The sequence below is a fragment of the Massilia phyllosphaerae genome, from assembly GCF_034659755.1.
GTDB lineage: Bacteria > Pseudomonadota > Gammaproteobacteria > Burkholderiales > Burkholderiaceae_D > Telluria > Telluria phyllosphaerae.
The window spans coordinates 570751-594557 of record NZ_JAXSQX010000001.1; the positions used below are offsets into that span (position 1 = coordinate 570751).

Genomic DNA, 23807 nt, shown 5'->3' on the forward strand with positions numbered 1-23807 from the left:
GTTTTTTTTCGTCTGCGGAGAAAGGGCATCGCCATGTTGAAACTGAAATTTTCCGAGCTGACGAGCATCGTAGGCGCCTTGTCGTCGATCGGCGCGTCCCTGACGCTCGAGCAGGCCGGCATCATCGTCGGCATCGTCACTGCCCTGGTGACCTGCGCCATCAATGTGCTCTACATGATCCGGCGCGACCAGCGCGAAGAGCGCATGCTGGCAACCCAGCTGAAAGCCGGCCATGAACACCACTGATTCAGCCCGCAGGCCCGGGCAGCGGGGTCTTGTCGCGCTGGTCGGTGCAGCCGCCGCGGCAGCGCTGCTGGCATTCACGCCGGCGCGGGAAGGACGCGTGCTGCATACCTACCGCGACCTTGGCGGCGTGCTGACCTATTGCGACGGTGCCACCGAGAGCGCCGCCTGGGGCCGCAGCTACACGCCGGCCGAATGCGATGCCCAGCTCGATCGCGACCTGGAGCGTCATGCCGCCGGCATCGCCGCGTGCCTGCCGCTGGCGCGCCTGAGCGACGGACAGAAGGTGGCCTTCGTGGATGCCGCCTACAACATCGGTGTCGCGGCTTTCTGCGGATCGAGCATGGCGCGCCTGGCCAGGGCCGGCGACATGGCCGGCGCCTGCGATGCGCTGCTGTTGTGGAACAAGGTCGGCGGACGCGAAATCGCCGGGCTGACCCGGCGCCGCCAGGCCGAGCGCGCGCTGTGCCGCAAGGGGCTGCCATGATCGCCGTCTTGCTTACGCGCCTCGGCATCCCGGCCTGGAGCGCGGTCATGCTGGCGTGCGCGCTGGCCGCAGGCGCGGCCTTGATCTGGCGCTCGCACCTGATCGACCAGGGGATGGCCTTCGAGGCCGCGCGGCGCGACCAGGTCGATGCCGCCAATGCGCAGCGGGCGCGCGACGCCATGGCGCAAGCCAATGCGCGCACCGCAGCCGCCCAGGCACGCCTGGACGCCGCCATCGCCGAGCTCTCGGCCCTGCACAAGGAGTTTTCTGATGAACAATCCAACTCGGCTGCTTTGCAGTCTGAGCTTGCTGCTGGCCGTCGCCGGCTGTCAGTCCTCACCCATGCGCGAGCGCCTGATCCGGCCGGACCAGGTCGAGGTGCCGCCGCTGCCGGGGTGGATCCGGGAACCGCGCTTGCCGCCGATCTCGATGGACGAGTGGCAAGCGATCTTGAATGGGCGAGGCAGACCCGCAACGAAGCCATCCGGCGTCTCGATGCCTGCATCGCCGCCTACGATGCAGTAGCAAGGGCCAGGAGCGAATGAGCGCAGCGGCCTTGCTTCAGCGACGCTCATCGATGCTCATCAACCCCCACCTGCCGGCACATATCCAGCACCGGACAAGTCGAACATTTGGGCCGATTCCCGGTACAGATATGCTTCCCGAACGGCACCAGCAAGCGATTAATCGTGATCCAGTATGCCTGCGGCAGCGTCGCTTCCAGCGCCGATAAGGTCTTTTCGGGCGTCGACCCCTTGACGTAGCCCCAGCGCCCGGTTACCCGGTGCACGTGGATATCGACGCTGATCACCGGCGTCCCGCAGGCCACGCCCAGCACTAGGTTCGCGCACTTGGGACCGACCCCGGCAAATGACAGCAGCACGTCGCGGTCGCCGGGCAGGACGCCGCCGAATTGCGTTTCCACCTGTTGGGCGATAGCCAGTATCTGCTGGGCCTTGCGCTCATGAAAAGTGCTGGGGCTGATCAGCGCATCGAGTTCTTCCCAACTGAGCTGGCCAATCGATGCAGGCGTGCGCGCCCGTGCAAACAGGGTGCGCGATACCGGCAGCGTCACTTCGTCATAAGTGCGGATCGAGATCATGCAGGCGAGCAGCTGCTCGAAGACCGAGGTATAACCTTCTTCGGCCAGTTGGAACAGCGCCGCCTTGGGCCAGGGCTGCACGGCCTGCTCGATACGTTCGAGCGCGACGTCGATATCGAACGCTTGTTTTTCCATGGGCCGGACCTCGCCTTATTCATTGTCGGGAATGATGCGAGCATAAACCTTGCGCGTGCCGGTTTCCGTTGCATGCCGCACAGGTAAAAAATCTATTCAATTGTCACAACGACGCTGGAAAATGAAAAAAACGCTGAGGCCAGCAACAGAAAATGACCGGCATTTATCTACTGCTTGACAAAGGAATTGCCAAGATTAAATATTTGATATCTTTCCTTAATTCAAGCCGCCATGCCCAAGTTGATTCACGCGCTCTTTGCCGCGGTATGCATTACCACCAGCCTGCTTGCCCACGCCGACGACAAACCCAAGGTCGAAAGCTTTTTCGGCGACCCCGCCGTCAATTTCGCCACGCTGTCGCCCGGCGGCCATTATGTTGCCCTCCTGAGCCGTACCAGCGATGGCGGCCAGGCGCTGGTGGTGCGTGATACCGCCGACCTGACCAGGATGTCCGTTGCCGCCACGTTCGATACGGCACGTATCGAGGAAGTCCGCTGGGTCAACGAAAAGCGCCTCGGTTTCACCGTGAAGAATCCGAGGCTGGATTTCGTCGGCAATCAGGACGAATTCGCGGTGGACCGCGATGGCACGAATATCGTCCATCTGATTTCCGGAAGCTGGCGCCACGAGCAGGCCGCCCTCGGCTCGAATATCAAGGACAAGACGCTGACCGCCGATTACGGCTATTTCGGGGCGACCGAAGACGGTTCGGACGATATCATCGTGAGGCGCTATACCTTCAATAATCTCGACCGCACCGTGGAATCGTCGCGCCTGTACCGCCTGAATACGCGCACGCGCCAGCTGACCGACCTGCTGCCCGCCGGCCAGCCGGCCCGGGTACGCAGCTGGCTGCTGGATGCGGACAGCCGGCCACGCGTCGCGCTGACCGAGGCCAAGGGGCGTTGCGGCGTCTGGTACCGGGCTGGAGAAGATGCGCAGTGGAGCGAGATCAGCAACCGCGACTGCCTGAACGACGTGCGCTTCCAGCCGGTATTCTTCGATAGCCGCAACACCCTGTACGTGCGCGCCGGCTACATGGGCCGTTCGGCCCTGTTCCAGTACGACCTGAACAAGCGCGAACTGGCCAAGGAGCCTTTCGTGGACGTCGACGGTTTCGATTATGCCGGTGCCGTGGAGCAGGACCACGTCGCGCGCAAGATCATCGGCGTCCACCTGCGTGCCGATGCCGAAGGCACCGTGTGGCTGGATCCGGTCATGAAGGGGATCCAGCAGAAAGTCGATGCACTGCTGCCGGGTACGTCCAACTTGATCACCTGCGGCATCGATTGCGCGAATCCGCCGGCGGTGCTGGTGCGGTCGCAGTCCGATCGCCTGCCGACCAGCTTCTACGTTTACACGCCGGCGAACGGCAAGATCGTCGGCCTCGGCGGCATGCATCCCGACATCAAGGCGGCCCAGATGGGACGGCGCGAGTTCTACCGCTTCGCCGCGCGAGACGGCTTGCAGGTGCCGGTCTATGTCACCATGCCGCCGGGTAAGCCGACGGGTGCGCTGCCGGCTGTGCTGCTGGTGCATGGCGGCCCGTACGTGCGCGGCGCGTCGTGGGAATGGGAAGACGAAGCCCAGTTCCTGGCGTCGCGCGGCTATGTGGTGCTGCAGCCCGAGTTCCGCGGCAGCACCGGCTTCGGCTACGCGCATTTCAAGGCCGGCTGGAAGCAGTGGGGCAGGGCGATGCAGGATGACCTGGCCGATACCGTGCGCTGGGCGGCCGGCAAGGGCTGGGTCGATGCGAAGCGGGTCGCCATCATGGGCGCGAGCTACGGCGGCTATGCGGCGCTGATGGGCATGATCCGCGATCCGGAACTGTTCCGTTGCGGCGTCGAATGGGCTGGCGTGACCGATCTCGACCTGCTGTTCACTGCGGTGGAGAGCGACATGTCGGACGATGCGCGCCGCTATGGCCTGCAAACCGTGATCGGCGATCCGGCGGCCGATGCCGCGCAGTTCGCCCAGTTCTCGCCGCTACGCCGCGCGGCCGAGCTGAAGCAGCCTCTGCTGATCGCGCACGGCAGCGAAGACCGGCGCGTGCCGGTGATCCATGCGACGCGCTTCCGCAGCGCGGTGGCCGAGAAGAACCGGAACGTCGAGTGGATCAGTTATCCGAACGAGGGCCATGGCTGGCGCAACGAAGCGACGCGTATCGATTTCTGGAAGCGGGTGGAGGCCTTCCTGGCGAAGAACCTGTAATCGGCGGCCTGCCGTCCCGTTACATCCGCTTGCATTTGATACCGAATCCGGCTTTCCCCGAGCCCGTCTTGACGTTACTCTATGGGCATGTTTGTTACAAAAATACCTAAGGGGAAAACCATGAATTTCAAGTCGATCCGCAAAGCCGCTCTCGTCGCCGCATTCGTCACCGCCGGTGCTGCACCGGCCATCAGCCAGGCCGCACCGCAGTGCCAGAATTGCGGCACGGTCGTGTCGACCCATACCTACGAACGTGAAGCCGAGCGCGGCAGCGGCGTGGGCGGTGTCGGCGGCGCCGTCGTCGGCGGCCTGCTGGGCAACAAGGTCGGCAGCGGCAACGGCCGTACGCTGGCCACCGTCGCCGGTGCCGTCGGCGGTGCTTATGCCGGTAACAAGCTCGAGCGCAACATCAAGACCGATACCTACACCGACATCCGCGTGAAGATGGCCCGCGGCGGCCATCGTACCATCACCGAGCGCGGCAATCCGCATCTGCGCAATGGCGATCATGTGCGCGTGATGCAGGGTCGTGTGGTTCGTGACTGATCGTAGCTGACAGTTAATCAACGTTGTCCCCGCGCAGGCGGGGACCCAAGCTGAATTTCCGAATTCCGTCTATTCAAAGCACTTGGTATGCTTCGAATAGGCGGAATTCTGTTACTCAGTATGGGTCCCCGCTTTCGCGGGGACGACGTTTTAACGCTGCCGAATACGGTACTTTCATGACTTCTATGCAGTTAGTGCACTACCGGCAAAAACGCTGGATCCGGCGTATCCTGCAGCGCCCGCAGCAGATACAGCGTCACGGTCGTTCCCTCCCCAGGCACGCTCGCAATGCGGATATGTCCGCCGCTCTGCTTGGCAAAGCCGTGCGCCATCGATAATCCCAGGCCGGTGCCTTCGCCTTCCGGCTTGGTGGTGAAGAAGGGCTCGAAGGCCCGTTCCATCACCTCCGGCGGCATGCCGCTGCCGGTGTCGCTCACCGCCACCGTCATGAATTCGCCCGGCCGAATGCCGGTGTTGGCCAGCGCGTCGCCGGGCGCCACTGTCAGGTTGGCCAGCGCGATCGTGACCTCGCCCTGGCGCCCCATGGCGTCGCGCGCGTTGATCACCAGGTTGAGCAGCACGTTTTCCAGCTGGTTGGGATCGACCAGCGCGTACCACAGGCCGGGCGGCAGCGCGAAGCGGATCGCGATGGCGTCGCCGGCGGCGCGGTGCAGCAGGGTGTCCATGCGTTCGATCAGCTGGGCCAGGTCGACCACGCTCGGGTGCAGCGGCTGGCGCCGGGCAAAGGCCAGCAGCTGCGCCGCCAGCTTCTTGCCGCGTTCGACCCCATCCATGATGCTGACCAGGCGCTTGCGCTCGCCTTCGTCGTTGCGCAGCATCAGCTGCACGTTGGCGCTGATGATGTGCAGGATGTTGTTGAAGTCGTGGGCGACGCCGCCGGTCAGCTTGCCGACCGCTTCCAGCTTCTGCGAGCGCAGCAGCGCCGCGCGCGCATCTTCCAGGCGCTGCTGGGCTTCCTTGCGCGGGCGGATGTCGCGCACGAAGGCGGTCACGCCGTAGCCGTGCGCGGTCGGCAGCGAGGTGATCGCGATTTCCACCGGAATTTCGTGGCCGTGGCGGTCGAGCGCGACCGTTTCGGTCGGTCCTTCCAGCATCGCGCACGCGCCATCGACGGCAAACTGCGCCAGGCAGGCGCGCTCGTGCTCGCGCCGGGCGGCCGGCACCAGCAGCTCGATCACGTCGCGGCCGAGCACCTCTTCCTCGTGCCAGCCGAACAGCTTGCAGGCACGCGCGTTCCAGTCGGTGATGCGGCCGTCCGGGCCGACGCCGACGAAGGCGTCGTAGGCGGTCTGCAGGATCAGGCGGATGCGCTGGCGGTCGGCGTCGATGCGGTCGCGCGAGACGCGCAGTTCCTGGGTCATGCCGCTGGCCAGCTGCAGGGCGCGGCGGCGTTCGCTGGCCAGCAGCCAGATCACGAGGCTGAGCAGCAGGCCGAGGCCGATGCCGGTCAGCGCGATCGCCAGCGTGGTGCGGCGCCCGGCGGCCTTTTCGAGGGCCGGCGAGGAGGCGATCACCAGCGTCCACGGGTGCCCGGCGTTGTCGAGCTGCGCGGTGTAGCTGTAGCGCGGATGCTGGACGGCGCCGGCCGCCGCTTGCCGCTTGCGCGCGGCCGGCGAACGGTACAGCAGTGCCGCCGGCAGCGGCTGGCGGCCGTCGTAGATGGTTACTTCGAGTTCGCTGGCGTGCGCGCCGCCCAGGCCTTGCATCAGGTCGTTCATGCGGAACGGCGCGTAGACCCAGCCGATGATGGCCGCGCGCCGTTCAGCCAGCGTGGATTGCGGCAGTCCGGCGCGGTAGACCGGCACGTACATCAGGAAGCCGGGTTGCTCGGCCGCATGGCCTGCCAGCGGGCCTTCCTGCACCAGCACGACCTTGCCGGTGGAGGCGGCGCGGCCGCTGTCGCGTGCGGCTTCCATCCCGGCGCGGCGCACCGGTTCGCTGAACATGTCATAGCCGAAGGCGCGGTGATTGCGTTCGTTGAAGGGTTCGATATGGGTGATCGCGGTGTAGGGGTCGCGCTCGCCGCCGGGACGGATGTCGTAGTCGCGGAAGCCCTCGGCGCGCACGGCGGCCACGTGGGCGTCGAGCTGGTCACGCGGCACGATCGTCGCGATCCCGAGCGCCTGGATGCCGGGAAAGCGCTCGTTCAGGCGCAGCACACCGTAGTATTCGGCGAACTCGGCACGGCTCAGGTCGACCGAGCCGCGCAGGAAACCGCGCCCGCCGCGCAGCACCTGCTCGTAGACCGCCAGGCGGCGCCCCAGCAGCGTCTCGAGGTCGCGTGCACGGTAGTGGAAGGTGCTTTCCAGTTCGCTTTCGGTGGCGCGTTCGGCACTGTCCGCGACCATGTAGGTGACGACCAGCGACGCAAGGAAGACCAGGGCGGCCAGCAGCAGCGGAATGGATGCTGGGCTGCGCGCAGGGGCAGGGTGGACAGGAGGCGCGACGTGTGGGGAATCGGATGGCGGCATGTATACAATAGTGACAGACGAGACGCGACAGGGACGATCGTCAGTTCCGTTGCCGGCAGGGGACGCGCCGTCGCCAGAAAGCATACGCATCTCTGCCGATGGCAGGCGCACAAAAGAGCTTGTCATGGACAACATGACATTTACGGTGCGCAATTCCTCTCGCTACAATCGAAAACTATTTTCCTTGCTGTCATGATTCTCCATCAATTTCGCTTCCTCACGGTGGCTGTATGAGCCTGGTACGCCGCGTGCAACTGGCGCTGGCGGCGGTCCTGCTGGCAGTGCTGGCCTGGACCGCACTGGCGCCCTTGCGTTACCCCACACGCGAACTCGGTTTCGATTTCCCTCGCACTTCATCGCCAACTGCGTCGCCAACTGCGTCGCCGCAGCCTGGACGGGTCCGGGTGCCGGGCCAGGTGTGGCTGACCCTGGGCGTGCGCGACGTGCTGCTGCTGCGTAACCGCGACGGCGCGCCGCACGTGTTCGGCCAGGTGCGGGTGCTGCCGGGCCGCGAATTCCGCCTGCCCTTCGAGCAGGCCGGCGAGTTTCCGTTCGCCTGCGACCTCGCGCCCGGCGCGCGCGTGCTGGTGCGGGTGCTGGAGCAGCCCGATCCCGGCTGGGCACGGCTGCGCTGGCGCCTGCGGACGCTGTTCGACGCGCTGCGCACCTTGCCGCTGCAGGCGCCGGACGAGTGAGCCGAAGGCCGCCGATCGTGCCCGCGATCGTGCTCCCAATCGTGCTCCATGCGGCGCGGCGAATCTGTCATGATGCCCGCATGGCGACCATCTCCTTACCCTTGTTCCCGCTCAGCACAGTCCTGTTTCCGGATGGCGTGTTGCCGCTGCAGATCTTCGAGGTGCGCTATCTCGACATGATCAGCCATTGCCTGACCGAGGACGAACCCTTCGGCGTGGTGCTGCTGACCCAGGGCCAGGAGGTGCGCCACCCCGAAGGCATCGAGCGCTTCGTCGGCGCCGGCACGCTGGCCTCGGTGCAGGACACGACGGCGTCCACGCCGGGCCTGCTGCAGGTGGTGTGCCGCGGCGGCACGCGCTTCAACGTGCTCGATACCGAGCGGCGCGCCAACGGCTTGTGGATGGCCGAGGCCGAGCTGGTCGAGGAAGACCACGCGGTGCGCATCCCGTCCGACCTGAAGGGCGCGGCCGATGCGCTCGACCGCGTGCTGGCCTCGCTGCACGACGTGCCGCAGAGCCGCTGGCCGGTGCAGCCGCCGTTCCGGCTCGACGATTGCGGCTGGGTGGCCAACCGCTGGTGCGAGCTGCTGCCGCTGCCGAACGGGCAGAAGCAGAACATGCTGATGCTGGACAATCCGATGATCAGGCTGGAGCTGCTGCACGACGTGCTCGACGAGCACGGCCTGATCACGTCCTGACCGCCGCCGCGCGGTTTCGTTTATCGGCTTATTTGCTGCTTACTGGCCGGTCGAGGTGCCGCTTCCGCCGGCGCCACCGCTGGTGCTGGTGCTGGTGCTGCCGCTGCCGCTGCCGCCCGCCTGCAGCGAACCCTGGCCCGAACCCGAGACACCCACCGAAGACGCCGCCGCGCCGATGCCTTGCACCCCGCTCGCCGCGCCCTGTGGCAGCGCGCGTGCCGTGTCGCGCGCATTGGCCGCGCTCGAGGCCGCGTAGCCGCGGGTGCTGTCGACCTGGGCCGCGGCACCCTGGCGCACCGGGGCCGCCATGCGGCGCGCGGTGTCGGCGCTGGCGCCCGCAACGCTGCCCAGCCCGCTGGCACTGCCGCTCAATTGACCGGCTGCCTGGCCGGAGCCGGCCGAGGTGCCACTGGCACCACCACTGCTGTTGCCGCCACCGCTGCCGCTGCCGCCCGCCTGCAATGAACCGTTGGTCGAACCCGACACCCCCAGCGACGACGCCGCCGCGCCGATGCCCTGCACGCCGCCCGTTGCACCCTGCGGCAGTGCGCGTGCGGTGTCGCGCGCATTGGCCGCGCTCGACGCCGCGTAGCCGCGGGTAGTGTCGACCTGGGCCGCGGCCCCCTGGCGCACCGGGGCAGCCATGCCGCGCGCGGCATCGGCGCCGGCGCCGGCAACGCTGCCCAGTCCGCTTGCGCCGCCGCTCAGGGAGACGTCGCCATTGCCGGCCAGGCTGCCGCCGGCGCTGCTCCTGCCGCCGGCCGTGCCGCCATCGTTGCGCACCTGGCGGGGCGTGTTGCGAACCTGGTCCATGCCGGCGTTGCGCGTGGCCATGCCGCTCATGCCGCCCATGCCGCTCATTCCGTGCATGGCGCCGGCGGAACCGCCGAGCATGCCGCCGACCGAGCCGCCGAGGCGGCCGCCGCCAAGGAGCTGGGCCTGGGCCGAAGCCGCGATGCCGAGGGCGAGGACGAGGGTGATGTTCTGGACGATGCGTTTCTTGTTCATGATGGATCTCCTTGAAGTGGCGCGGACTGTCCGCCGCCTTGTAAGGAAAACGTGCCGGCTCGGCTGTTTATTCCATCGTCCGGAAAATTTTTTTAAAAAGTTGAAAACTAGCGCAGGCTGGCCGGATCGGTACGGATGTCGGCGCCGACGATGCCGCGGCCCAGGCCCTTGTCGGTACCATCGGTGGCGGTGCCATCGGTGGCCTGGCGTGCCAGGGCGGCAACGGCTGCGCGCGCGCGTTCGCGGTCGGGGCGCGGCAGTGCCGGCGCCAGCAGGCCGGCGACGATCGGTGCCGCGAACGAGGTGCCGCGTACCGTACGGTAGGGCGGTGTGCCGGGGCTGGCGCTGGCCATGTGATTGCCGGGGGCGGCAAACTGCACCTGGGGGCCGCGCGCCGCTTCCGGCAGCGCGCGGCCATCGCGGTCGACCCCGGTCACGCCGACCACGCCCGGGTAACTGGCCGGAAACAGCGGCGGGGCGGCCGGGCCGTCGTTGCCCACCGCGGCGACCAGCAGGTGGCCACGCGCGAGCATGGCCGCGACCATCCGTTCGAGCACGCCGTTGGACGGACCCACCAGGCTCAGGTTGATGACGCCGACCTGCTGGCGCGCCAGCCAGGCCAGCGCCTGGACGATGCGTTCTGCCGAGCCGCCGGTCGGGCTGTCGCAGTAGATGTCGGCGGCATACAGGGTAGCGCCGGGCACGGCGCCGCGAAAGCGCCCGTCGCGCCCGACCATCAGTGCCGCCACCGCGGTGCCGTGCGCGGCGGGATGGGCGGCGCCGTCGCAGCCCCACGACCGGACGGTGGCGCCGCGCAGCGCGCGGTGGTCCGCTTGTACGCCGCTGTCAACCAGTCCCATCCTCGGCGCGATGCCGGCCGCCGACGATGGCGGGTCCGCATCCGCCGCCGCAGCCGGCGCCGCGGCGGGCAGGGCGCCGCCGCTGCCCATATATAGATGGTTGAAATCGTAGTGGCCGTCCGGATCGAGGGCGCGCAGGGGCTCCAGCATGGCGGCGGTGGCGCCGCCGGCGGGGACGGCCAGCACGACCACCACCTGGTCCAGTTCTTCCAGCCGGTCTTCGCGCAGCACCGTCATGCCGGCCGCCTGCGCTGCCTGCAGGGCAGCCGGGGAGGGGTTCCAGGCCAGGAGCTCGCCGCGCAGCACCGGTTCGCCGCGCGGATCGGCTTCGATGCGGTCGGGATACAGGCGCAGCAGGCGTGCGCCCTGCTCGAAGCGCAGGCTGCGCAGGTCGGGCAGTTCGCGCCGGTCGACCAGGCGCTCGGCCGGCCGGATCAGCGAGCCGGCCTGGCCCAGGCCCTGGGACAGGCCGGACGGCAGGTTCAAGGGCAGGTTCGGGCCGGGCAGGTGCAACTGGGCGGATGCGTGGCCGCAGGCAAGCAAGGCGCACAGGAGGGCAAGACGGTTCATGGTGGGATAATATGCTCTGAATCAACTAGTACAACTATAACGAACCGGGCGTGGAATAAAATCCCTCCTCCACACGTTCTCTCATCGTGACCATGAGTAATTCGCTGGAAAACGACATCGCTGCCCTGCTGCCGCGCCTGCGCCGTTTCGCGCGTTCGATCACTTTCCACCGCGAGGATGCCGACGACGTGGTGCAGATCGCGGTCGAGCGTGCCCTGACCCGCAGCGCCCAGTGGGAACCGGGCACGCGCCTGGACAGCTGGATGTTCCGGATCGTGAAGAATGCCTGGATCGACGAGGTGCGCGCACGCGCCCGGCGCGACCAGCTGTTCGCGCCGGAAGAGGAGGGCGAGCATGTCGGTGACGACCGCGCCGAGGCGCAGCAGCAGCGCATGGCGGTCGAACAGGCCTTGCGCCGCCTGTCCGAGGAACACCGCATGGTGATCGGCCTGGTGCTGGTCGACGGCATGCCGTACAAGGAAGCGGCCGAGGTGCTGGACATCCCGATGGGCACGCTGACCAGCCGGCTGGCGCGGGCGCGCGAGGCGCTGCAGGCATTATTGTCCGATCGAACGAGGAACAAGGAATGAGCTTTTCCGACGAGACCCTGATGGCGTACGCCGACGGCGAACTGGAACCCGCGCTGGCGGCCCGCGTGGAAGAAGCCATGCGGGCCGATCCCCGTGTGGAAGAGGCGGTACGGCGCCACCGTGCCCTGCGTGCCGACGTGTTCGCCGCCTTTGCGGGCGTGCTCGACGAGCCGGTGCCCGCGCGCCTGCAGCCGGGGGCGGCACCGGCGACAGCTACCGAGCCCGTTTCCAGGCCGGTACCTGTGCCGGTTGCCGACGCCGCTGCCGCCACGGTGCACAGCCTGGACGCCCGGCGCGCAGCGCGGCAGGCGCAGGCCGCGCACCCGGCGCCGGTCCGGCCGCGCTGGGGTGCGCTGGCGGCATCGCTGGCGGTCGGTGTGCTGGCCGGGGCGCTGGGCTGGCAGGCGTTCGACAATGCCGGGCAGGCGCCGTTCGCGCGCCGCGGCGGCGCCATGGTGGCGCAGGGTGAGCTGGCCGATGCCCTGTCGCACCGCCTGGCCGCCGAGCCGGCGCAGGCGGACGCGGTGCGCCTGGGCGTCAGTTTCCGCGACCGCGAGGGCGCCTACTGCCGCAGCTTCATGCTGGGCACGACCGGCGGCTTCGCCTGTCGCCAAGGTGGCGAATGGCGCATCCCGGTCATGGCGCAAGCCGAGCAGGCGCAGGCCGGGGCCTACCGCCAGGCCGGCAGCGCGCTGCCGGCGGCGGTGCTGGATGCGATCGACCAGCGCATTGCGGGCGGCACGCTGGATGCGCCGGCCGAGCGCGCCGCACGCGACCGCGGCTGGCCGGGCGGGAAGTGATGCCGGGGAGAGCCGCGTTCAGGCCTCGACGCTGACGCCTGCGCTCGATGCCGTCGAGGCGGCCGAGGCGTCGGCGTCGCCGCTGTTGTCGGCGTACGCCTTGAGCAGGTGCAGCGCCTGCGCCAGTTCGCGCGCCGGGTCTTTTCCGCCTGCCGGTCCGGGGCCGCTGTCCGCGCCGCTTTCGGTGCTGTTGCCGTTCTTGTCGATTTCGCCGCTCGCGACTTTCTTGTCGTAGGCCGCCTGCTCGGCGTCGCTGACGGTGCCGTCGCCGTCGGTGTCGGCCGCCGCGACGTAGTCGGTGCTGGTGGTGCTGTCCGTGCTCTCGGTGCTTTCCGCAGCGCCGGCGCCACCTGCGCCACCACCGCCGCGCGGACCGCCGGCACCGCGCATGCCGCCCGCCTGCGTCATGCCACCGGCCGCACCGGCCGCACCGGCCGCACCGGCTGCGCTGACGCTGCCCTCGTCCGATGACGATGCCGCGCCCTCCGACGGCGCCCCGCCCGGCGGGCCCGGCGGCATCCCGCCCTGCACGCGCGAAGCGTCGAACTGGGCGTTGAGCTGGTCGGAGAGCTTGCTCACCGCTTCGCTCAGCTCGCTCTTGGTGACCTTGCCGTCGCTGTCGCCGTCGATGGCGCCGAACATGTCGTCGACCGTGCTGCTATCGCCGCTGCCGTCGCTGTCGCCGGTGGCCGAGAGGGCGCTGGCCAGGTCCGACTTGTCGATATAGCCCTGGTTCTTGGTGTCAAGCTTGGAAAAGACCGAATCGGTCCAGTTCGAGACACCGCTTGTGCTGCTGTTGACGCTGGCAACCATGATATTCCTCACTTATGTTTCGTTATATCAATTATCGGATGCAAAAAGAAGGAATGAAGATTTCCATTTGTAAAGCCGGGTAAAACGATGTAAAGCGAACTTGTGCGTAAATATTGGGCAGACTGCGTGCGAAAACAAAGGATTCCATATACAGGGGTTGCAATTTCGGGTAACCTTGAGCGCGGTTTAGACTCCCTTTGTCCGCGTCTACGTCCCAAGCCGCCACCGCGATCCGCCGCGAGCGCGCGTCCCGTCACCCCGGTTTTCCCGCGTTGGCCATGCCAGGGCTGCAGCGCTGCCGTGCAGTCAGACCATAGACGCAACGATTTAATGCCCGAAAGAACACATGTCTGAAACACCGACCACCATTGACGCCGACAGCGCACCGACTGTGCGCTTTGCCGATTTCGGCCTGGCGCCCGAGATCCAGCGCGCGCTGTCGGACCAGGGCTACGTGCATCCGACCCCGATCCAGGCCAAGGCCATCCCCATCGTGCTGCAGGGCCGTGACGTCATGGGCGCCGCCCAGACCGGCACCGGCAAGACCGCGAGCTTCTCGCTGCCCATCATCCAGAACCTGCTGCCGCATGCGAACACCAGCATGTCGCCGGCGCGCCATGCGGTGCGGGCGCTGGTCCTGACCCCGACCCGCGAACTGGCGATCCAGGTCGCCGACAACGTCAAGGCCTACGCCCAGCACACGCCGCTGCGTTCCACCGTCGTCTTCGGCGGCATGGACATGAAGCCGCAGACCGAGATCCTGCGCCGCGGCGTCGAGATCGTGATCGCCACGCCGGGCCGCCTGCTCGACCACGTCGAGCAGAAGAACATCAGCCTCGGCCAGGTGCAGATGCTGGTGATGGACGAAGCCGACCGCATGCTCGACATGGGCTTCCTGCCCGACCTGCAGCGCATCATCAACCTGCTGCCCAAGAAGCGCCAGAACCTGATGTTCTCGGCCACCTTCTCGCCCGAGATCAAGAAGCTGGCATCGAGCTTCCTGAACGACCCGCTGACCATCGAAGTCGCGCGCAGCAACGCCACCAACACGGCGATCACCCAGATCCTGTACAAGGTCGACGAAGCGCAGAAGGCCGACGTGGTGCAGCACCTGATCCGCTCGCGCGGCCTGAAGCAGGTGCTGGTGTTCTCGAACACCAAGATCGGCGCCTCGCGCCTGTCGCGCACCCTGGAGCAGGCCGGCATCAAGGCATCGGCGATCCACGGCGACAAGACCCAGCAGGAACGCATCGCGGCCCTCGACGCCTTCAAGAACGGCGAGATCGACGTGCTGGTGGCGACCGACGTCGCCGCGCGCGGCCTCGACATCACCGACCTGCCGTGCGTGATCAACTACGACCTGCCGTACAACGCCGAGGATTACGTGCACCGCATCGGCCGCACCGGCCGCGCCGGCGCCACCGGCGATGCGTTGTCGGTCTACTCGGACAAGGACGAGCGCCTGCTGGCCGATATCGAGAAGCTGATCAAGCAGACCATCACCCGTGGCGAGCTCACCGGCTACGTGGCACCGTCGCGCGGCCCGCGTGGCGAACGCGACAACGAGCGCTACGGCGACCGTGCGCGTGGTCCGCGCCGCGACGGCGATGCGCCGCGCGCCGATACGCCGCGCACCGATGCGCCGCGCGGCTACGACCGCGGCGGCGACCGTGGTGAACGCGGTGGCGAGCGCGGCTCGCGCGGCTTCGTGCCGCGCCGCGAGAAAATCGATCCGTGGTTCCTGAAGCCGTACGAGCCGTCGGCGGCGCCGCGCCAGGAGCCGGCACCGGCCCAGGCGTCGAGCCAGGCCAAGCCAAAGCAGAAGCTGGCGGCATTGCTGGGCGGCTTGCCGAAGCAGTAAGCCGGCAAACGATGTAGAAGGTGCGCTGCGGCGCTACAAAAAAGGGGCGCCGCAGCGCCCCTTGTTCGTTTACTTCAGCGCCGCCTGCACGTGTTCCAGCAGCGTCTCGTGGCGGTAGGGCTTGGCCAGGATCTTGAGGTCGGTCGAACGGCCGCGCTCCGGCAGGTCATCCATGTAACCGGTGGTGACCAGCACCGGCAGGCCCGGGTGCAGCTTGCGCGCCTTCTCGATCAGTTCCAGGCCATTCATCCCGCCGGGCATGATGACGTCGGTGAACAGCAGGCTGACCTCGGCGCCGCCTTCGATCAGTTCCAGCGCCTGCTCGCCGCTGGCGGCCGACAGCACCGTGTAGCCGGCCAGGCCCAGCACGCTGACGGCCAGTTCGCGCACGTCGTCGTTGTCTTCGACCACCAGCACGCTCGGCTTGTTGGCGGCCATGTCCTCGCTCGCCGCCGGCCCCGACGCGTCGCGCTGGCGCACTGCCCGCCCGGCATCGGCCGCGCTGTCGGCCACGGGGAAGATCATCTTGACCGTCGTGCCCTTGCCGGGTTCGCTTTCGATTTCCAGCTTGCCGCGCGACTGCTGCACGAAGCCATGCACCATCGCCAGGCCGAGGCCGGTGCCGGGACCCTTGGTGGTGAAGAAGGGTTCGGTGGCGCGCCGCAGCACTTCCGGCGGCATGCCATTGCCCTTGTCGATCACGCACAGGGTCACGTAGGTACCGGGCGGCAGCCTGTGCTTGTGGATGCGGTCTTCCTCGCGCACGATCGCGGTGCCGACGTTGACCTCGCCGCCCTCGGGCATGGCGTCGCGCGCATTGATCAGCACGTTCAGCAGCGCCATCTCGAGGTGGGTGGGATCCAGCAGGCAGGCGGGCAGGCCGGGCCGCAGGTCGAGGCGCAGCTCGACCCGGTCGCCCAGCGTGCGCACCAGCATTTCGGAAAACTCGACCACCAGTGAATTGATGTTGAGGCGTTTCGGTTCCAGCCGCTGCTTGCGGGCGAAGGTCAGCAGCTGCTGGGTGAGCTTGCCGGCGCGCATGGCGGCGCGCTGGGCGCGTACCAAAGCCTCGCGCGCCGCGCCCGGGTTGTCGAGGCTGACCACTGCGACTTCCAGGTTGCCGTTGATGACCTGCAGCAGGTTGTTGAAGTCGTGCGCCATGCCGGCGGTCAGCTGGCCGATCGCTTCCATCTTCTGCGCCTGCAGGTAGGCGTCCTGCGAGCTGCGGCGCTCGGTGATGTCCATCTGCGACGCGAAGAAGTACAGCAGCTGGCCTTCCGTATCGAACACCGGGCCCATGAACAACGCGTTCCAGAAGGTCGTGCCGTCGGCCTTGTAGTTCAGGATGTCGACCGAGACCGGGCGCCGTTCGTCGATTGCCTTGCGGATCTCGTCCACGGTGCGGCGGTCGGTGTCCGGCCCCTGCAGCATGCGGCAATTGTGGCCCAGCACTTGCTCTTCCTTGTACTGGGTGAGGTCGAGGAAGGCGCCATTCACGAACACGATCGGATTGTCGGGCTGGCGCGGATCGGTGACGACCATCGGCATGCGCGTCATTTCGACGGCCGCAAAAAACACATTGCTGCGGTCCTGCAAGCCTTCGCGGCTGATGAAGCTGGCCTGCCAGTGCTTGACGCCCGGGGCGCCGAGCGGGCTGTAGGCATTGCCTTCGACTTCGCCGGACGCGGGCACGCCGGCGCTCTGGCCCCCCTTTTCATCGAGCTGTTTTTCCAGTCCTTCTTCCTTGTTGCTACCCATTACCATCGTATCTTCCCCGCGGGTGTATTGAGGATGATTGTAGTAGCGAAAGAGGGGCACACAATGTTAGGGAGCGCACCCAAGGACGGGTGTGGCTCAGATTGTGCGATACCAATTGCCGCCGACGATGGCCTCCATCGCCTGGCGCGCGCTGGCATCCCAACCCAGGCAGGGCATGCCGGCCGATGACGGCGCCTTGCCGGCACGCCACAGGGCCAGCCAATTCGCCAGCGTGCGCGCCAGGTCGGCGGCGCCATGGCCTTCGAAATAATGGGCGTGGTCGCCGGCCACTTCGCGGAACACCGGCAAACCGCGCGCCACGATCGGGATGCCGTGGCGCGCCGCCTCGATCAGCGGCAGGCCGAAGCCTTCGCCTTCGGACGCCGCCAGCAGGGCGGACGCGCCGGCATACAGCGCCAGCAGCACCTCGTCGGCGACGCCGCCCAGCCAGAACAGGCGCTGGTCGCGTTCGGCATGGCTGCGCAGGCGCTGCATCAGCGCTTCGACCATCCAGCCTTCCTTGCCGACGATGACCAGGTTGACGTCGATGCCCTGGGCCCACAACAGCTCGAACGCGGCCAGTGCCTGGGCGTGGCCTTTGCGCGGCTCGACCGTGCCGACCATCAGGAAAGTCGGGCGCGCCGCCAGTGCCGCCAGAGCGGCCGCTGCGGCCGGGCTGGCCGGCGCCGGACCGCGGGCGGGCGCGCCGCCATCGATGTCGGCGCCGAGGTGGAACCAGCCCAGCTGCAGCGGCCGCCCGGCGCGCTGCGGCGCCAGGCCCTCGGCCTCGATCCAGCCGGCCAGCTCGTCGGCCACCGCGCGCGAGATGCACAGCACGCCGTCGGCCACGCGGTGCACGGTGCGCAGGAACGCGCCGAAGTGCTGCTCGGTGCCGAACGGGAAGGCGTCCGGGCGCAGCATCGGCAGCACGTCGTACATGCAGAAGTGGAGGGCCACGCCGCGTGCGCGCATTGCGCGCAGGGCTTGTTCGTTCTGCGCGGTGCCGCTCAGGTAGAGGTCGAGGCCGAAGAAGATGTCGCCGGGGTGCAGGTCGAGCGGCGCGTCTTCCAGCGCCAGGCCGCCGCTGGCCCCCGGGCCGGCCGCACCGGCCAGCGCCAGGCCGAACTGGCGGGCATAGCGATAGCCGCGGTTGACGCCGGGGGTAAACACCGGCTCGACCCGGTAGCCCGGCGGCGGCTCGGCGACCAGGGCCAGCAGGAGGCTGCGCACCACGCGCTGGATGCCGGTCTTGAGGTCGTCCAGCAGCAGTGCCGAGACGTCGACCAGCAGCTGGCGCTGCCCTGGGCGAGGGCGGTTGAAGGCGATGGCCGCGGCCAGCGCCGGCAGCGCATCCTCCGGGCACAGCGCAGCCGCGCCTTCCACCAGTGCGCGGTAGGCGGCGGGTTCGCCATGGCGCGCGAAGTGCTCGATCGCATCAAAGCACTGGCGCCCGGCATGGTGCGGCGCATGCTCGGCCTGCATGTGGGCGGCGGCGCGGCGCGACAGCCGGGCCCGCAGCGCGGCATCCGCGTGCAGGCGGCCCAGCGCTGCCGCCACCGCGGCGGTGAGGGCGGCCGAGTCCGGGAGGTCGGGCAGCTTGAGCACCAGGTCGTCGGCCAGCGCGGCGGCGGCGCCGTGCGCGTTGACGATGGTCGGCACGCCATGCAGCAGGCAGTCGAGCATGGCCGCCGAGGTCTCGCCGCGCGAGGCGCGGCGCAGCTGCACGGCGGCGTCGCAGGCGGCCAGCCAGTCGGCATAGGTGGCGGCAGCGGCGAAGCCGGTGATGCGGATCCGGCCGGCGGCGCCGGCCGCACGGATCGCCGCCGCGAGCTCGGCGCCGTACTGTCCGGGATCGTTCTCGCCGACGAACACCAGGGTGCAGCGCGGCGCCTGCGCCAGCGGCGAGGCCAGGAAGGCCGCCGCCAGCTCCTTGTTCAGCTTGGTCGGGCCAAGCATGCCGAAGCTGCACACGACGAAGTCGCCGGGACCGAGGCCGAGCCGTGCGCGTGCCTCGCTGCGGGCGTCGACGTCCGTATCCGCGCCTGCACCTGCATCTGCATCTGCATTTGCGTCGCGCGATGCCGGCCTGGCGCGCAGCAGCGGGATGGTGCGCCAGCCTTCGGCGGCGTCGGCGCCGTACCACTGGCGCGCGAGGGTTCGCGGATACTCGCCATGGACGATGATGCCGGCCGCATGGTCGAGGATGCCGCGGTTGACCGGCCAGGCCCACACGGCCGGGGTGCGTCCCTCGCGGCGCAGGCCGAGCAGGCCGGTATAGCCATGCGATTCGTACAGGGCGCGCACGAAACCCTGGGCCAGGTAGCCCTGGTGGTCGAGATGATCGATCACGTTACCGAAATAGAAGTCGTGCAGCACCACCACGCCGGGCACGTCGCGGATCAGGTCGAACATGTGCCTGTGCATCGGCGCATTGCCGAAGTGGTAGAGCACGCGGTCGTAGTCGTGTGCGTGCTGCCTGAGCCAGTCGACCGGGCGCCGCGGCAGGGCGTCCAGGCGGGCATCGCGCGGGCGCGTGTCGTCGTCGTCGTCGTGCGCAGCGGCCTGGTCGACCACCAGCTCGACATCGTAGTAGCGCGCCAGTTCCGGGGCCAGCGCGGCGCTGTAGTCGGCGATGCCCGAGCGTTCCGGCGGCAACGGCGAGACGTAGGCCAGGCGCGGCCGGGTGCCTGGTGTGGAGGGCGCCACGCGTTCGGCGGCGGTGGCGGCGAGGCGGGTCAGCAGGGTGGCGGCGTCCGCTTCGGGATCGAGGACGACCGTGGGCAGCGTATCGTCCGCTGGCTGGGGCGTGCGCGGCACCAGCACCACGTCCGGCGCCAGGCCGGCCAGCGCATGGCGCCGCAGCAGCGTTGTTAGCGAAGGCGGAAGCGGCGCCAGGCGGGCATCGCCGGGCAGTGCGAACGGGCGCAGGCGCGTGCGCGGCAGCAGGCCGGCAAAGACACGCTCCAGTGCCTCGCTGGCTGCCGGGTCGTCCGGCAGGGCCAGGCGGATGTCGTGGGCGGCGGCGCTGCGTACCAGTGCCTGCAACTGGGCCAGCGCGGCGGCATCGACGGCATCCGGACCGTCCAGCAGGTCGATCACGATGCGCATGGCTTGCTTTCCTGTTGTTGCTGATGCTGTTGCTGACGCTGCCGGCCGCGCGCACGGCGCAGGTCGGCCAGCACGCTGCGGGCCGAGGCCGGCAGGTGGCGCAAGTCTTCCGGCACCGCCAGTGCGGCGGAAGCGGCGGTGGAGACGGGCGGCGCCTGCCGGACGCGCCGCAGCAGGCTGGAGACGCGCCGGTTGAGTGCCGGATAACGCAGCAGCACCGGGATCAGGGTGCGCCGCATCCGCTCGCTGGTGCTTGCGTGCTGCACCACGCGCTGCAGCGTCCGGCGCGCCAGGCCGGCACCGTTCAGGCGCCGGGCAAAGGCGCCGAGCGTGCGCAGCGGCTCGGTCAGCTTCCACGAAGGGCTGGCCAGGGTCGCCAGCAGGCGCTGTTCGAGGTGGTGCGCCCACGCCGCCACTTGGCGGCCATTGGCCACGGCCTGTTCGTATTCGCCGTGCAGCCGGGCGATCTCGGCCTGGGCTTCGGCGATCCCGGCATGGGCGCGGGCGCCGGCGGCGTGGGCACGGACCAGCTCGGCCCGGATGCGGCCGGCCTGGTCGCGCTCGGCGGCGGCGTGGGTACGTGCCTGCGCGGCCTCGGCCTGGGCCGCGGCGGCGGCGTGGCGTGCCTGGGCAGTCTCGGCGCGTGCGCCGGCGGCGGCATCGCGCGCCTGCACGGTTTCCATGCGCGCCGCGGCGGCTTCGGCCAGCGCTTGCGTGGTCCTGGTCCATGCATTCGTTGCATCCTTGCGTGCCTGCAGGGCTCCGGCCTGCGCCCCGATCGTGGCCGCCTGCGCCGTGATGGTGGCTGCCTGGGCCGCAGCGATGCCGCGCTGCGCTTCCGCGGCCGCGGCCCGGGCGGCGTCGGCCTCGGCCTCGGCCTGCGCACCATGCTGTTCATGCGCGAGCGCATCGGCCCGGCGCAGCGCCTCGTCCAGCCTGGCGTCGCTGGCCTGCAGCGCCTGTTGGCTGCGGCGGGTGGCCTCCCAGGCGCGCTCGAGGTGGTAGGAAATATAGTCGTCGAACACGTTCGGCTGGACGCCGAAGTGGCGCAGCAGCGCCGCGTGTTCCGGCGCCACGTAGTACCGGTTCAGGCCGTCGAACCAGGCGAAGCGGTAGCCGTGGCCGGTAACCAGGTGTTCCCAGCCCTGGTGGCAGGTGGCGCGGCTGTTGGGCAGGGTCGCCTCGATCACCAGCACCCACGGGCGCCAGCGCCCGAAATCCATGCCGCGCAAGACCTCGCCCTCGAAGCCTTCGACGTCGATCTTGAGGAAATGGATCGGCCCGCGCACATGCTCGGCGCAGACCGCCGCCAGCGGACGCACCGGCACGGTCAGCTCGGCCACGGCATGGCCGGCGGCGCGGTGCATGGCGGCCACCGCGGGGTCCGGGGAGGCCCAGCCGCGTACCGCCGGCACGTCGTACAGCGTCAGGCTGCCTTCGGCGCTGCCGGCGGCGATCGCGAGGTTGAGGTCGCGCGGGCGCTGTTCGGCGAAGGCGGCGGCGTGCGCCGGCAGCGGCTCGATGTTGATGCCGCGCCAGCCGGCGTCGTAGAAGGCCTTGGTGACCGAATGCTCGACCGGGTCGCTGGCGCCGACGTCGATGTAGAAGCCGCTCGCCGGGTCGACATCGCCGATGGCGCGCCACAGCAGCACGTCTTCGTTGTTCTGGGCGTAGGACAGGAAAGGCATGCGCAGCTCACGCGGTGATGGAAGTGCGTTCGATGGCGATGGCCGGGTCGAGCCAGGCCGATCCTTCGAAATACGGGCGGCGCATGTTCACCACCGTGAACAGCAGCGCCAGGTCGCGCCATTCGTAGTTGTCGACGAGGTGGGTCTCGGTGCTGACGATGGCGGTGGCCACCGAATAGCTGCCCGGGCCCAGGTTCATCGGGAAGGCGAAGCGGTACACCACGTCCTCGCCGGCGGCGACGTCGGCCAGCGGCAGTTCCTTCAGGTGGGTATTGGTGCCGTACATCGGCTGGCCGAGGCGGTTCTTGATCATGTAGCCGAGCACCATGCGCGGGATAGTCGCATGTGCGCGCACCGTCACCCGCAGCGTGACCGGCGCGCCGACGTCGACCACTTCCACGCGTGCGCCGTGCTCGTCCAGCAGGGCGATGTCGACCACCGTGGCTTCGCCGGTGCCGGAGATCGTCTGCAGCTTGCCGGCAGGGGTGTCGATCACGCGCACGGTGGCACGCATCTGATGATTCTTCCGTTCGGCGATCAGGGCGTTGTAGTAATCCATGATCTCCTCGGGCGCGCCCATGCGCACCAGGCGCCCGCCGTCGAGCAGCAGCGCGCGGTCGCACAGCGACTGGATCGCCTGCTTGTCGTGCGAGACCAGCAGCAGCGTCGTGCCCTGGCGCCGGAACTGGCGGATGCGCTCGACGCTTTTATGCTGGAAGTAGGCGTCGCCCACCGACAGCGCCTCGTCGACCACCAGGATGTCGGGCCGGCGCACGGTGGCCACCGCGAACGCCAGGCGCACCTGCATGCCGCTCGAGTACACGCGCAGCGGCTGGTCGATGTAGTCGCCGATCTCGGCGAAGGCTTCGATCTGCGGCATCAGGCGTACGACCTCGGCGGCGCCCATGCCGAGCAGCTGGCCGGCCATGACGGCGTTCTGGCGGCCCGTAAAGTCGGGGTGGAAGCCCATGCCCAGTTCCAGCAGCGCGGCGAGGCGCCCCCGTAGCTGTACGCTGCCGGCGCTGGCCTGCGTGATGCCGGCGATCAGCTTGAGCAGCGTGCTCTTGCCGGCGCCGTTGATGCCGACCAGGCCGACCGCTTCGCCCGGCGCCACCGTGAAGCTGACGTCCTGCAGTACCCACTTCAGCGTATGGCGCGGCGCTGCGCCCGGCAGCAGCCACTCGAGCAGGCGCGACCAGCGCGCCGGGTACTGGCGGTAGGCCTTGCCCAGGCCCGAGACAGTGAGCGCACCCATCACAATTCGTCCGCCATTTCGCCGGCGCGGCGGCGGAACAGGTACAGCGCCAGCACGCACAGCAGCATGGCCAGCAGCGCCACCGGCGCCAGCCCGGCCCAGTCGGGCGCCGTGTGCGCCACCAGCACGTCCTGCCATGCCGCCACCAGGCGCGCCATCGGGTTCCAGTCGAGCAGCAGCGCACGCACGCTGTCGGGCAGGATCGCCGCCGGATAGACGATCGGGGTCAGCCAGAACCAGAACTGTATCGCGATGCTCACGAACGGGCCGACGTCGCGGAAGAACACGTTGAGCACCCCGGCGACGGTGCCGAGGCCGATCGCCAGCAGCGTCTGCAGCAGCAGCACCGGCGCCAGCGCGGCGAAGACCCAGCCGGGAAAATTGCCGGAGCCCAGCAGGAACAGCGTGAACAGGCCGAACATGATGCCGAAGTCGAGCAGGGCACTCAGCACCACGATTGCCGGCAGGCAGATGCGCGGGAAGCTGATCTTTTTGATCAGGCCGGCCTGTTCGATGAACATGCCCTGGGCGCGCGCGACGATGGCGGCGAACAGGTTCCAGCCGAGGATGCCGGCGCACAGCCAGATGCCGTAGGCGTAGGGGGCATTTTCAGCGGCGGCGGCGTCGACGCCGGGCAGGCGCGCATGCATCACCTGCGCAAATATCACGGTGTACACCACGATCATGGCCAGCGGCGACAGCAGCGACCACGAGGCGCCCAGCACGGCGTTGCTGGTCTTCGATGCGAATTCGCGCCGCACGCTGCCGAGCACGAAATCGCGATAGGTCCACAGGCCGCGCAGCGTGGCGGCCGGGAAAGCACGGCTGAGGTCGTTGTTCATGGCGGGCAGGGCCGGCTAGGGAAAAAATCACTCTACGTTATGCAC

20 protein-coding genes are annotated in these 23807 nt (G+C 68.7%); 10 read left to right on the forward strand and 10 right to left on the reverse strand.

Features of this window, described 5'->3' with window-relative positions:
* Positions 1–33: 33 nt before the first annotated feature.
* Genes U1H99_RS02560 through U1H99_RS02570 form a run of 3 tightly spaced genes read left to right on the forward strand, consistent with a single transcriptional unit; the run spans position 34 to position 1275 of the window.
* The gene (locus U1H99_RS02560; RefSeq protein WP_323140202.1) at positions 34–246 is read left to right on the forward strand and encodes a phage holin family protein; all 213 of its coding nucleotides are present in this window, start codon (positions 34–36) and stop codon (positions 244–246) included.
* Entirely contained in the window at positions 233–730 is a 498-nt protein-coding gene (locus U1H99_RS02565) for a lysozyme (RefSeq protein ID WP_323140203.1), read from the forward strand. The genes U1H99_RS02560 and U1H99_RS02565 overlap by 14 nt, the downstream gene beginning before the upstream one ends.
* Positions 727–1275 carry a hypothetical protein gene (locus tag U1H99_RS02570; RefSeq protein WP_323140204.1) on the forward strand — a complete coding sequence of 183 codons (549 nt, stop codon included), beginning with the start codon at positions 727–729 and terminating at the stop codon, positions 1273–1275. The genes U1H99_RS02565 and U1H99_RS02570 overlap by 4 nt, the downstream gene beginning before the upstream one ends.
* 26 nt (positions 1276–1301) lie before the next feature.
* Here U1H99_RS02570 and U1H99_RS02575 read toward each other — a convergent pair whose 3' ends face one another.
* Entirely contained in the window at positions 1302–1967 is a 666-nt protein-coding gene (locus U1H99_RS02575) for an endonuclease III domain-containing protein (RefSeq protein WP_323140205.1), read from the reverse strand.
* 231 nt (positions 1968–2198) lie between these two features.
* Between U1H99_RS02575 and U1H99_RS02580 the strand changes: the two genes are divergently transcribed.
* Together U1H99_RS02580 and U1H99_RS02585 are read left to right on the forward strand one after the other, a co-directional pair.
* Positions 2199–4178, forward strand: a complete 1980-nt coding sequence (locus U1H99_RS02580; protein WP_323140206.1) for an alpha/beta hydrolase family protein — start codon at positions 2199–2201, stop codon at positions 4176–4178.
* Positions 4179–4298: 120 nt separating this feature from the next.
* Positions 4299–4724, forward strand: coding sequence for a glycine zipper 2TM domain-containing protein (locus U1H99_RS02585; RefSeq protein WP_323140207.1), 426 nt, complete (start codon positions 4299–4301; stop codon positions 4722–4724).
* Positions 4725–4915: 191 nt separating this feature from the next.
* Here the strand turns inward: U1H99_RS02585 and U1H99_RS02590 are convergent, their stop codons facing one another.
* A complete protein-coding gene (locus U1H99_RS02590) occupies positions 4916–7216 on the reverse strand; it encodes a CHASE domain-containing protein (RefSeq protein ID WP_323140208.1) in 2301 nt (766 codons plus the stop codon).
* Positions 7217–7446: 230 nt separating this feature from the next.
* Between U1H99_RS02590 and U1H99_RS02595 the strand changes: the two genes are divergently transcribed.
* A complete protein-coding gene (locus U1H99_RS02595) occupies positions 7447–7911 on the forward strand; it encodes a cupredoxin domain-containing protein (RefSeq protein WP_323140209.1) in 465 nt (154 codons plus the stop codon).
* Positions 7912–7991: 80 nt separating this feature from the next.
* The gene (locus U1H99_RS02600; RefSeq protein ID WP_323140210.1) at positions 7992–8609 is read left to right on the forward strand and encodes an LON peptidase substrate-binding domain-containing protein; all 618 of its coding nucleotides are present in this window, start codon (positions 7992–7994) and stop codon (positions 8607–8609) included.
* 39 nt (positions 8610–8648) lie between these two features.
* Here U1H99_RS02600 and U1H99_RS02605 read toward each other — a convergent pair whose 3' ends face one another.
* Positions 8649–9617 carry a hypothetical protein gene (locus tag U1H99_RS02605; protein WP_323140211.1) on the reverse strand — a complete coding sequence of 323 codons (969 nt, stop codon included), beginning with the start codon at positions 9615–9617 and terminating at the stop codon, positions 8649–8651.
* Positions 9618–9724: 107 nt separating this feature from the next.
* On the reverse strand, positions 9725–11047 hold the full coding sequence (locus U1H99_RS02610) for a S8 family serine peptidase (RefSeq protein WP_323140212.1): 1323 nt from the start codon (positions 11045–11047) through the stop codon (positions 9725–9727).
* A gap of 92 nt (positions 11048–11139) precedes the next feature.
* On the opposite strand from U1H99_RS02610, the gene U1H99_RS02615 reads away from it, so the two are divergent.
* Entirely contained in the window at positions 11140–11637 is a 498-nt protein-coding gene (locus tag U1H99_RS02615) for an RNA polymerase sigma factor (protein ID WP_323140213.1), read from the forward strand.
* Positions 11634–12437, forward strand: a complete 804-nt coding sequence (locus U1H99_RS02620) for an anti-sigma factor family protein (protein WP_323140214.1) — start codon at positions 11634–11636, stop codon at positions 12435–12437. Before U1H99_RS02615 ends, U1H99_RS02620 begins: the two co-directional genes overlap by 4 nt.
* A gap of 18 nt (positions 12438–12455) precedes the next feature.
* Here U1H99_RS02620 and U1H99_RS02625 read toward each other — a convergent pair whose 3' ends face one another.
* Positions 12456–13250, reverse strand: coding sequence for an EF-hand domain-containing protein (locus U1H99_RS02625; protein ID WP_323140215.1), 795 nt, complete (start codon positions 13248–13250; stop codon positions 12456–12458).
* 346 nt (positions 13251–13596) lie between these two features.
* Here U1H99_RS02625 and U1H99_RS02630 point away from each other — a divergent pair, with 346 nt between their 5' ends.
* Positions 13597–15111: a DEAD/DEAH box helicase gene (locus U1H99_RS02630; RefSeq protein WP_323140216.1), complete on the forward strand. Its 1515-nt coding sequence runs from the start codon at positions 13597–13599 to the stop codon at positions 15109–15111.
* A 69-nt stretch (positions 15112–15180) separates the two neighbouring features.
* Here U1H99_RS02630 and U1H99_RS02635 read toward each other — a convergent pair whose 3' ends face one another.
* The 5 genes from U1H99_RS02635 to U1H99_RS02655 form a co-directional block, all read right to left on the reverse strand.
* Positions 15181–16869, reverse strand: a complete 1689-nt coding sequence (locus tag U1H99_RS02635) for a histidine kinase famiy protein (protein ID WP_323140217.1) — start codon at positions 16867–16869, stop codon at positions 15181–15183.
* A 96-nt stretch (positions 16870–16965) separates the two neighbouring features.
* Positions 16966–19977: a glycosyltransferase family 4 protein gene (locus tag U1H99_RS02640; RefSeq protein ID WP_323140218.1), complete on the reverse strand. Its 3012-nt coding sequence runs from the start codon at positions 19975–19977 to the stop codon at positions 16966–16968.
* Positions 19965–21665, reverse strand: coding sequence for an FkbM family methyltransferase (locus U1H99_RS02645; protein WP_323140219.1), 1701 nt, complete (start codon positions 21663–21665; stop codon positions 19965–19967). The genes U1H99_RS02640 and U1H99_RS02645 overlap by 13 nt, the downstream gene beginning before the upstream one ends.
* 7 nt (positions 21666–21672) lie before the next feature.
* Positions 21673–22920 carry an ABC transporter ATP-binding protein gene (locus tag U1H99_RS02650; RefSeq protein WP_323140220.1) on the reverse strand — a complete coding sequence of 416 codons (1248 nt, stop codon included), beginning with the start codon at positions 22918–22920 and terminating at the stop codon, positions 21673–21675.
* Positions 22920–23762 (reverse strand): ABC transporter permease, encoded by an 843-nt coding sequence (locus U1H99_RS02655; protein ID WP_323140221.1) that lies wholly within the window; start codon positions 23760–23762, stop codon positions 22920–22922. The genes U1H99_RS02650 and U1H99_RS02655 overlap by 1 nt, the downstream gene beginning before the upstream one ends.
* Positions 23763–23807: the final 45 nt, after the last annotated feature.

Coding starts and splice junctions, on each gene's coding strand:
- U1H99_RS02650 (WP_323140220.1), bottom strand. CDS start 22,920: ATGGGTGCGCTCACTGTCTCGGGCCTGGGCAAGGCCTACCGCCAGTAC.
- U1H99_RS02585 (WP_323140207.1), top strand. CDS start 4,299: ATGAATTTCAAGTCGATCCGCAAAGCCGCTCTCGTCGCCGCATTCGTC.
- U1H99_RS02580 (WP_323140206.1), top strand. CDS start 2,199: ATGCCCAAGTTGATTCACGCGCTCTTTGCCGCGGTATGCATTACCACC.
- U1H99_RS02595 (WP_323140209.1), top strand. CDS start 7,447: ATGAGCCTGGTACGCCGCGTGCAACTGGCGCTGGCGGCGGTCCTGCTG.
- U1H99_RS02570 (WP_323140204.1), top strand. CDS start 727: ATGATCGCCGTCTTGCTTACGCGCCTCGGCATCCCGGCCTGGAGCGCG.
- U1H99_RS02625 (WP_323140215.1), bottom strand. CDS start 13,250: ATGGTTGCCAGCGTCAACAGCAGCACAAGCGGTGTCTCGAACTGGACC.
- U1H99_RS02575 (WP_323140205.1), bottom strand. CDS start 1,967: ATGGAAAAACAAGCGTTCGATATCGACGTCGCGCTCGAACGTATCGAG.
- U1H99_RS02590 (WP_323140208.1), bottom strand. CDS start 7,216: ATGCCGCCATCCGATTCCCCACACGTCGCGCCTCCTGTCCACCCTGCC.
- U1H99_RS02560 (WP_323140202.1), top strand. CDS start 34: ATGTTGAAACTGAAATTTTCCGAGCTGACGAGCATCGTAGGCGCCTTG.
- U1H99_RS02565 (WP_323140203.1), top strand. CDS start 233: ATGAACACCACTGATTCAGCCCGCAGGCCCGGGCAGCGGGGTCTTGTC.
- U1H99_RS02630 (WP_323140216.1), top strand. CDS start 13,597: ATGTCTGAAACACCGACCACCATTGACGCCGACAGCGCACCGACTGTG.
- U1H99_RS02655 (WP_323140221.1), bottom strand. CDS start 23,762: ATGAACAACGACCTCAGCCGTGCTTTCCCGGCCGCCACGCTGCGCGGC.
- U1H99_RS02645 (WP_323140219.1), bottom strand. CDS start 21,665: ATGCCTTTCCTGTCCTACGCCCAGAACAACGAAGACGTGCTGCTGTGG.
- U1H99_RS02615 (WP_323140213.1), top strand. CDS start 11,140: ATGAGTAATTCGCTGGAAAACGACATCGCTGCCCTGCTGCCGCGCCTG.
- U1H99_RS02605 (WP_323140211.1), bottom strand. CDS start 9,617: ATGAACAAGAAACGCATCGTCCAGAACATCACCCTCGTCCTCGCCCTC.
- U1H99_RS02635 (WP_323140217.1), bottom strand. CDS start 16,869: ATGGGTAGCAACAAGGAAGAAGGACTGGAAAAACAGCTCGATGAAAAG.
- U1H99_RS02620 (WP_323140214.1), top strand. CDS start 11,634: ATGAGCTTTTCCGACGAGACCCTGATGGCGTACGCCGACGGCGAACTG.
- U1H99_RS02610 (WP_323140212.1), bottom strand. CDS start 11,047: ATGAACCGTCTTGCCCTCCTGTGCGCCTTGCTTGCCTGCGGCCACGCA.
- U1H99_RS02600 (WP_323140210.1), top strand. CDS start 7,992: ATGGCGACCATCTCCTTACCCTTGTTCCCGCTCAGCACAGTCCTGTTT.
- U1H99_RS02640 (WP_323140218.1), bottom strand. CDS start 19,977: ATGCGCATCGTGATCGACCTGCTGGACGGTCCGGATGCCGTCGATGCC.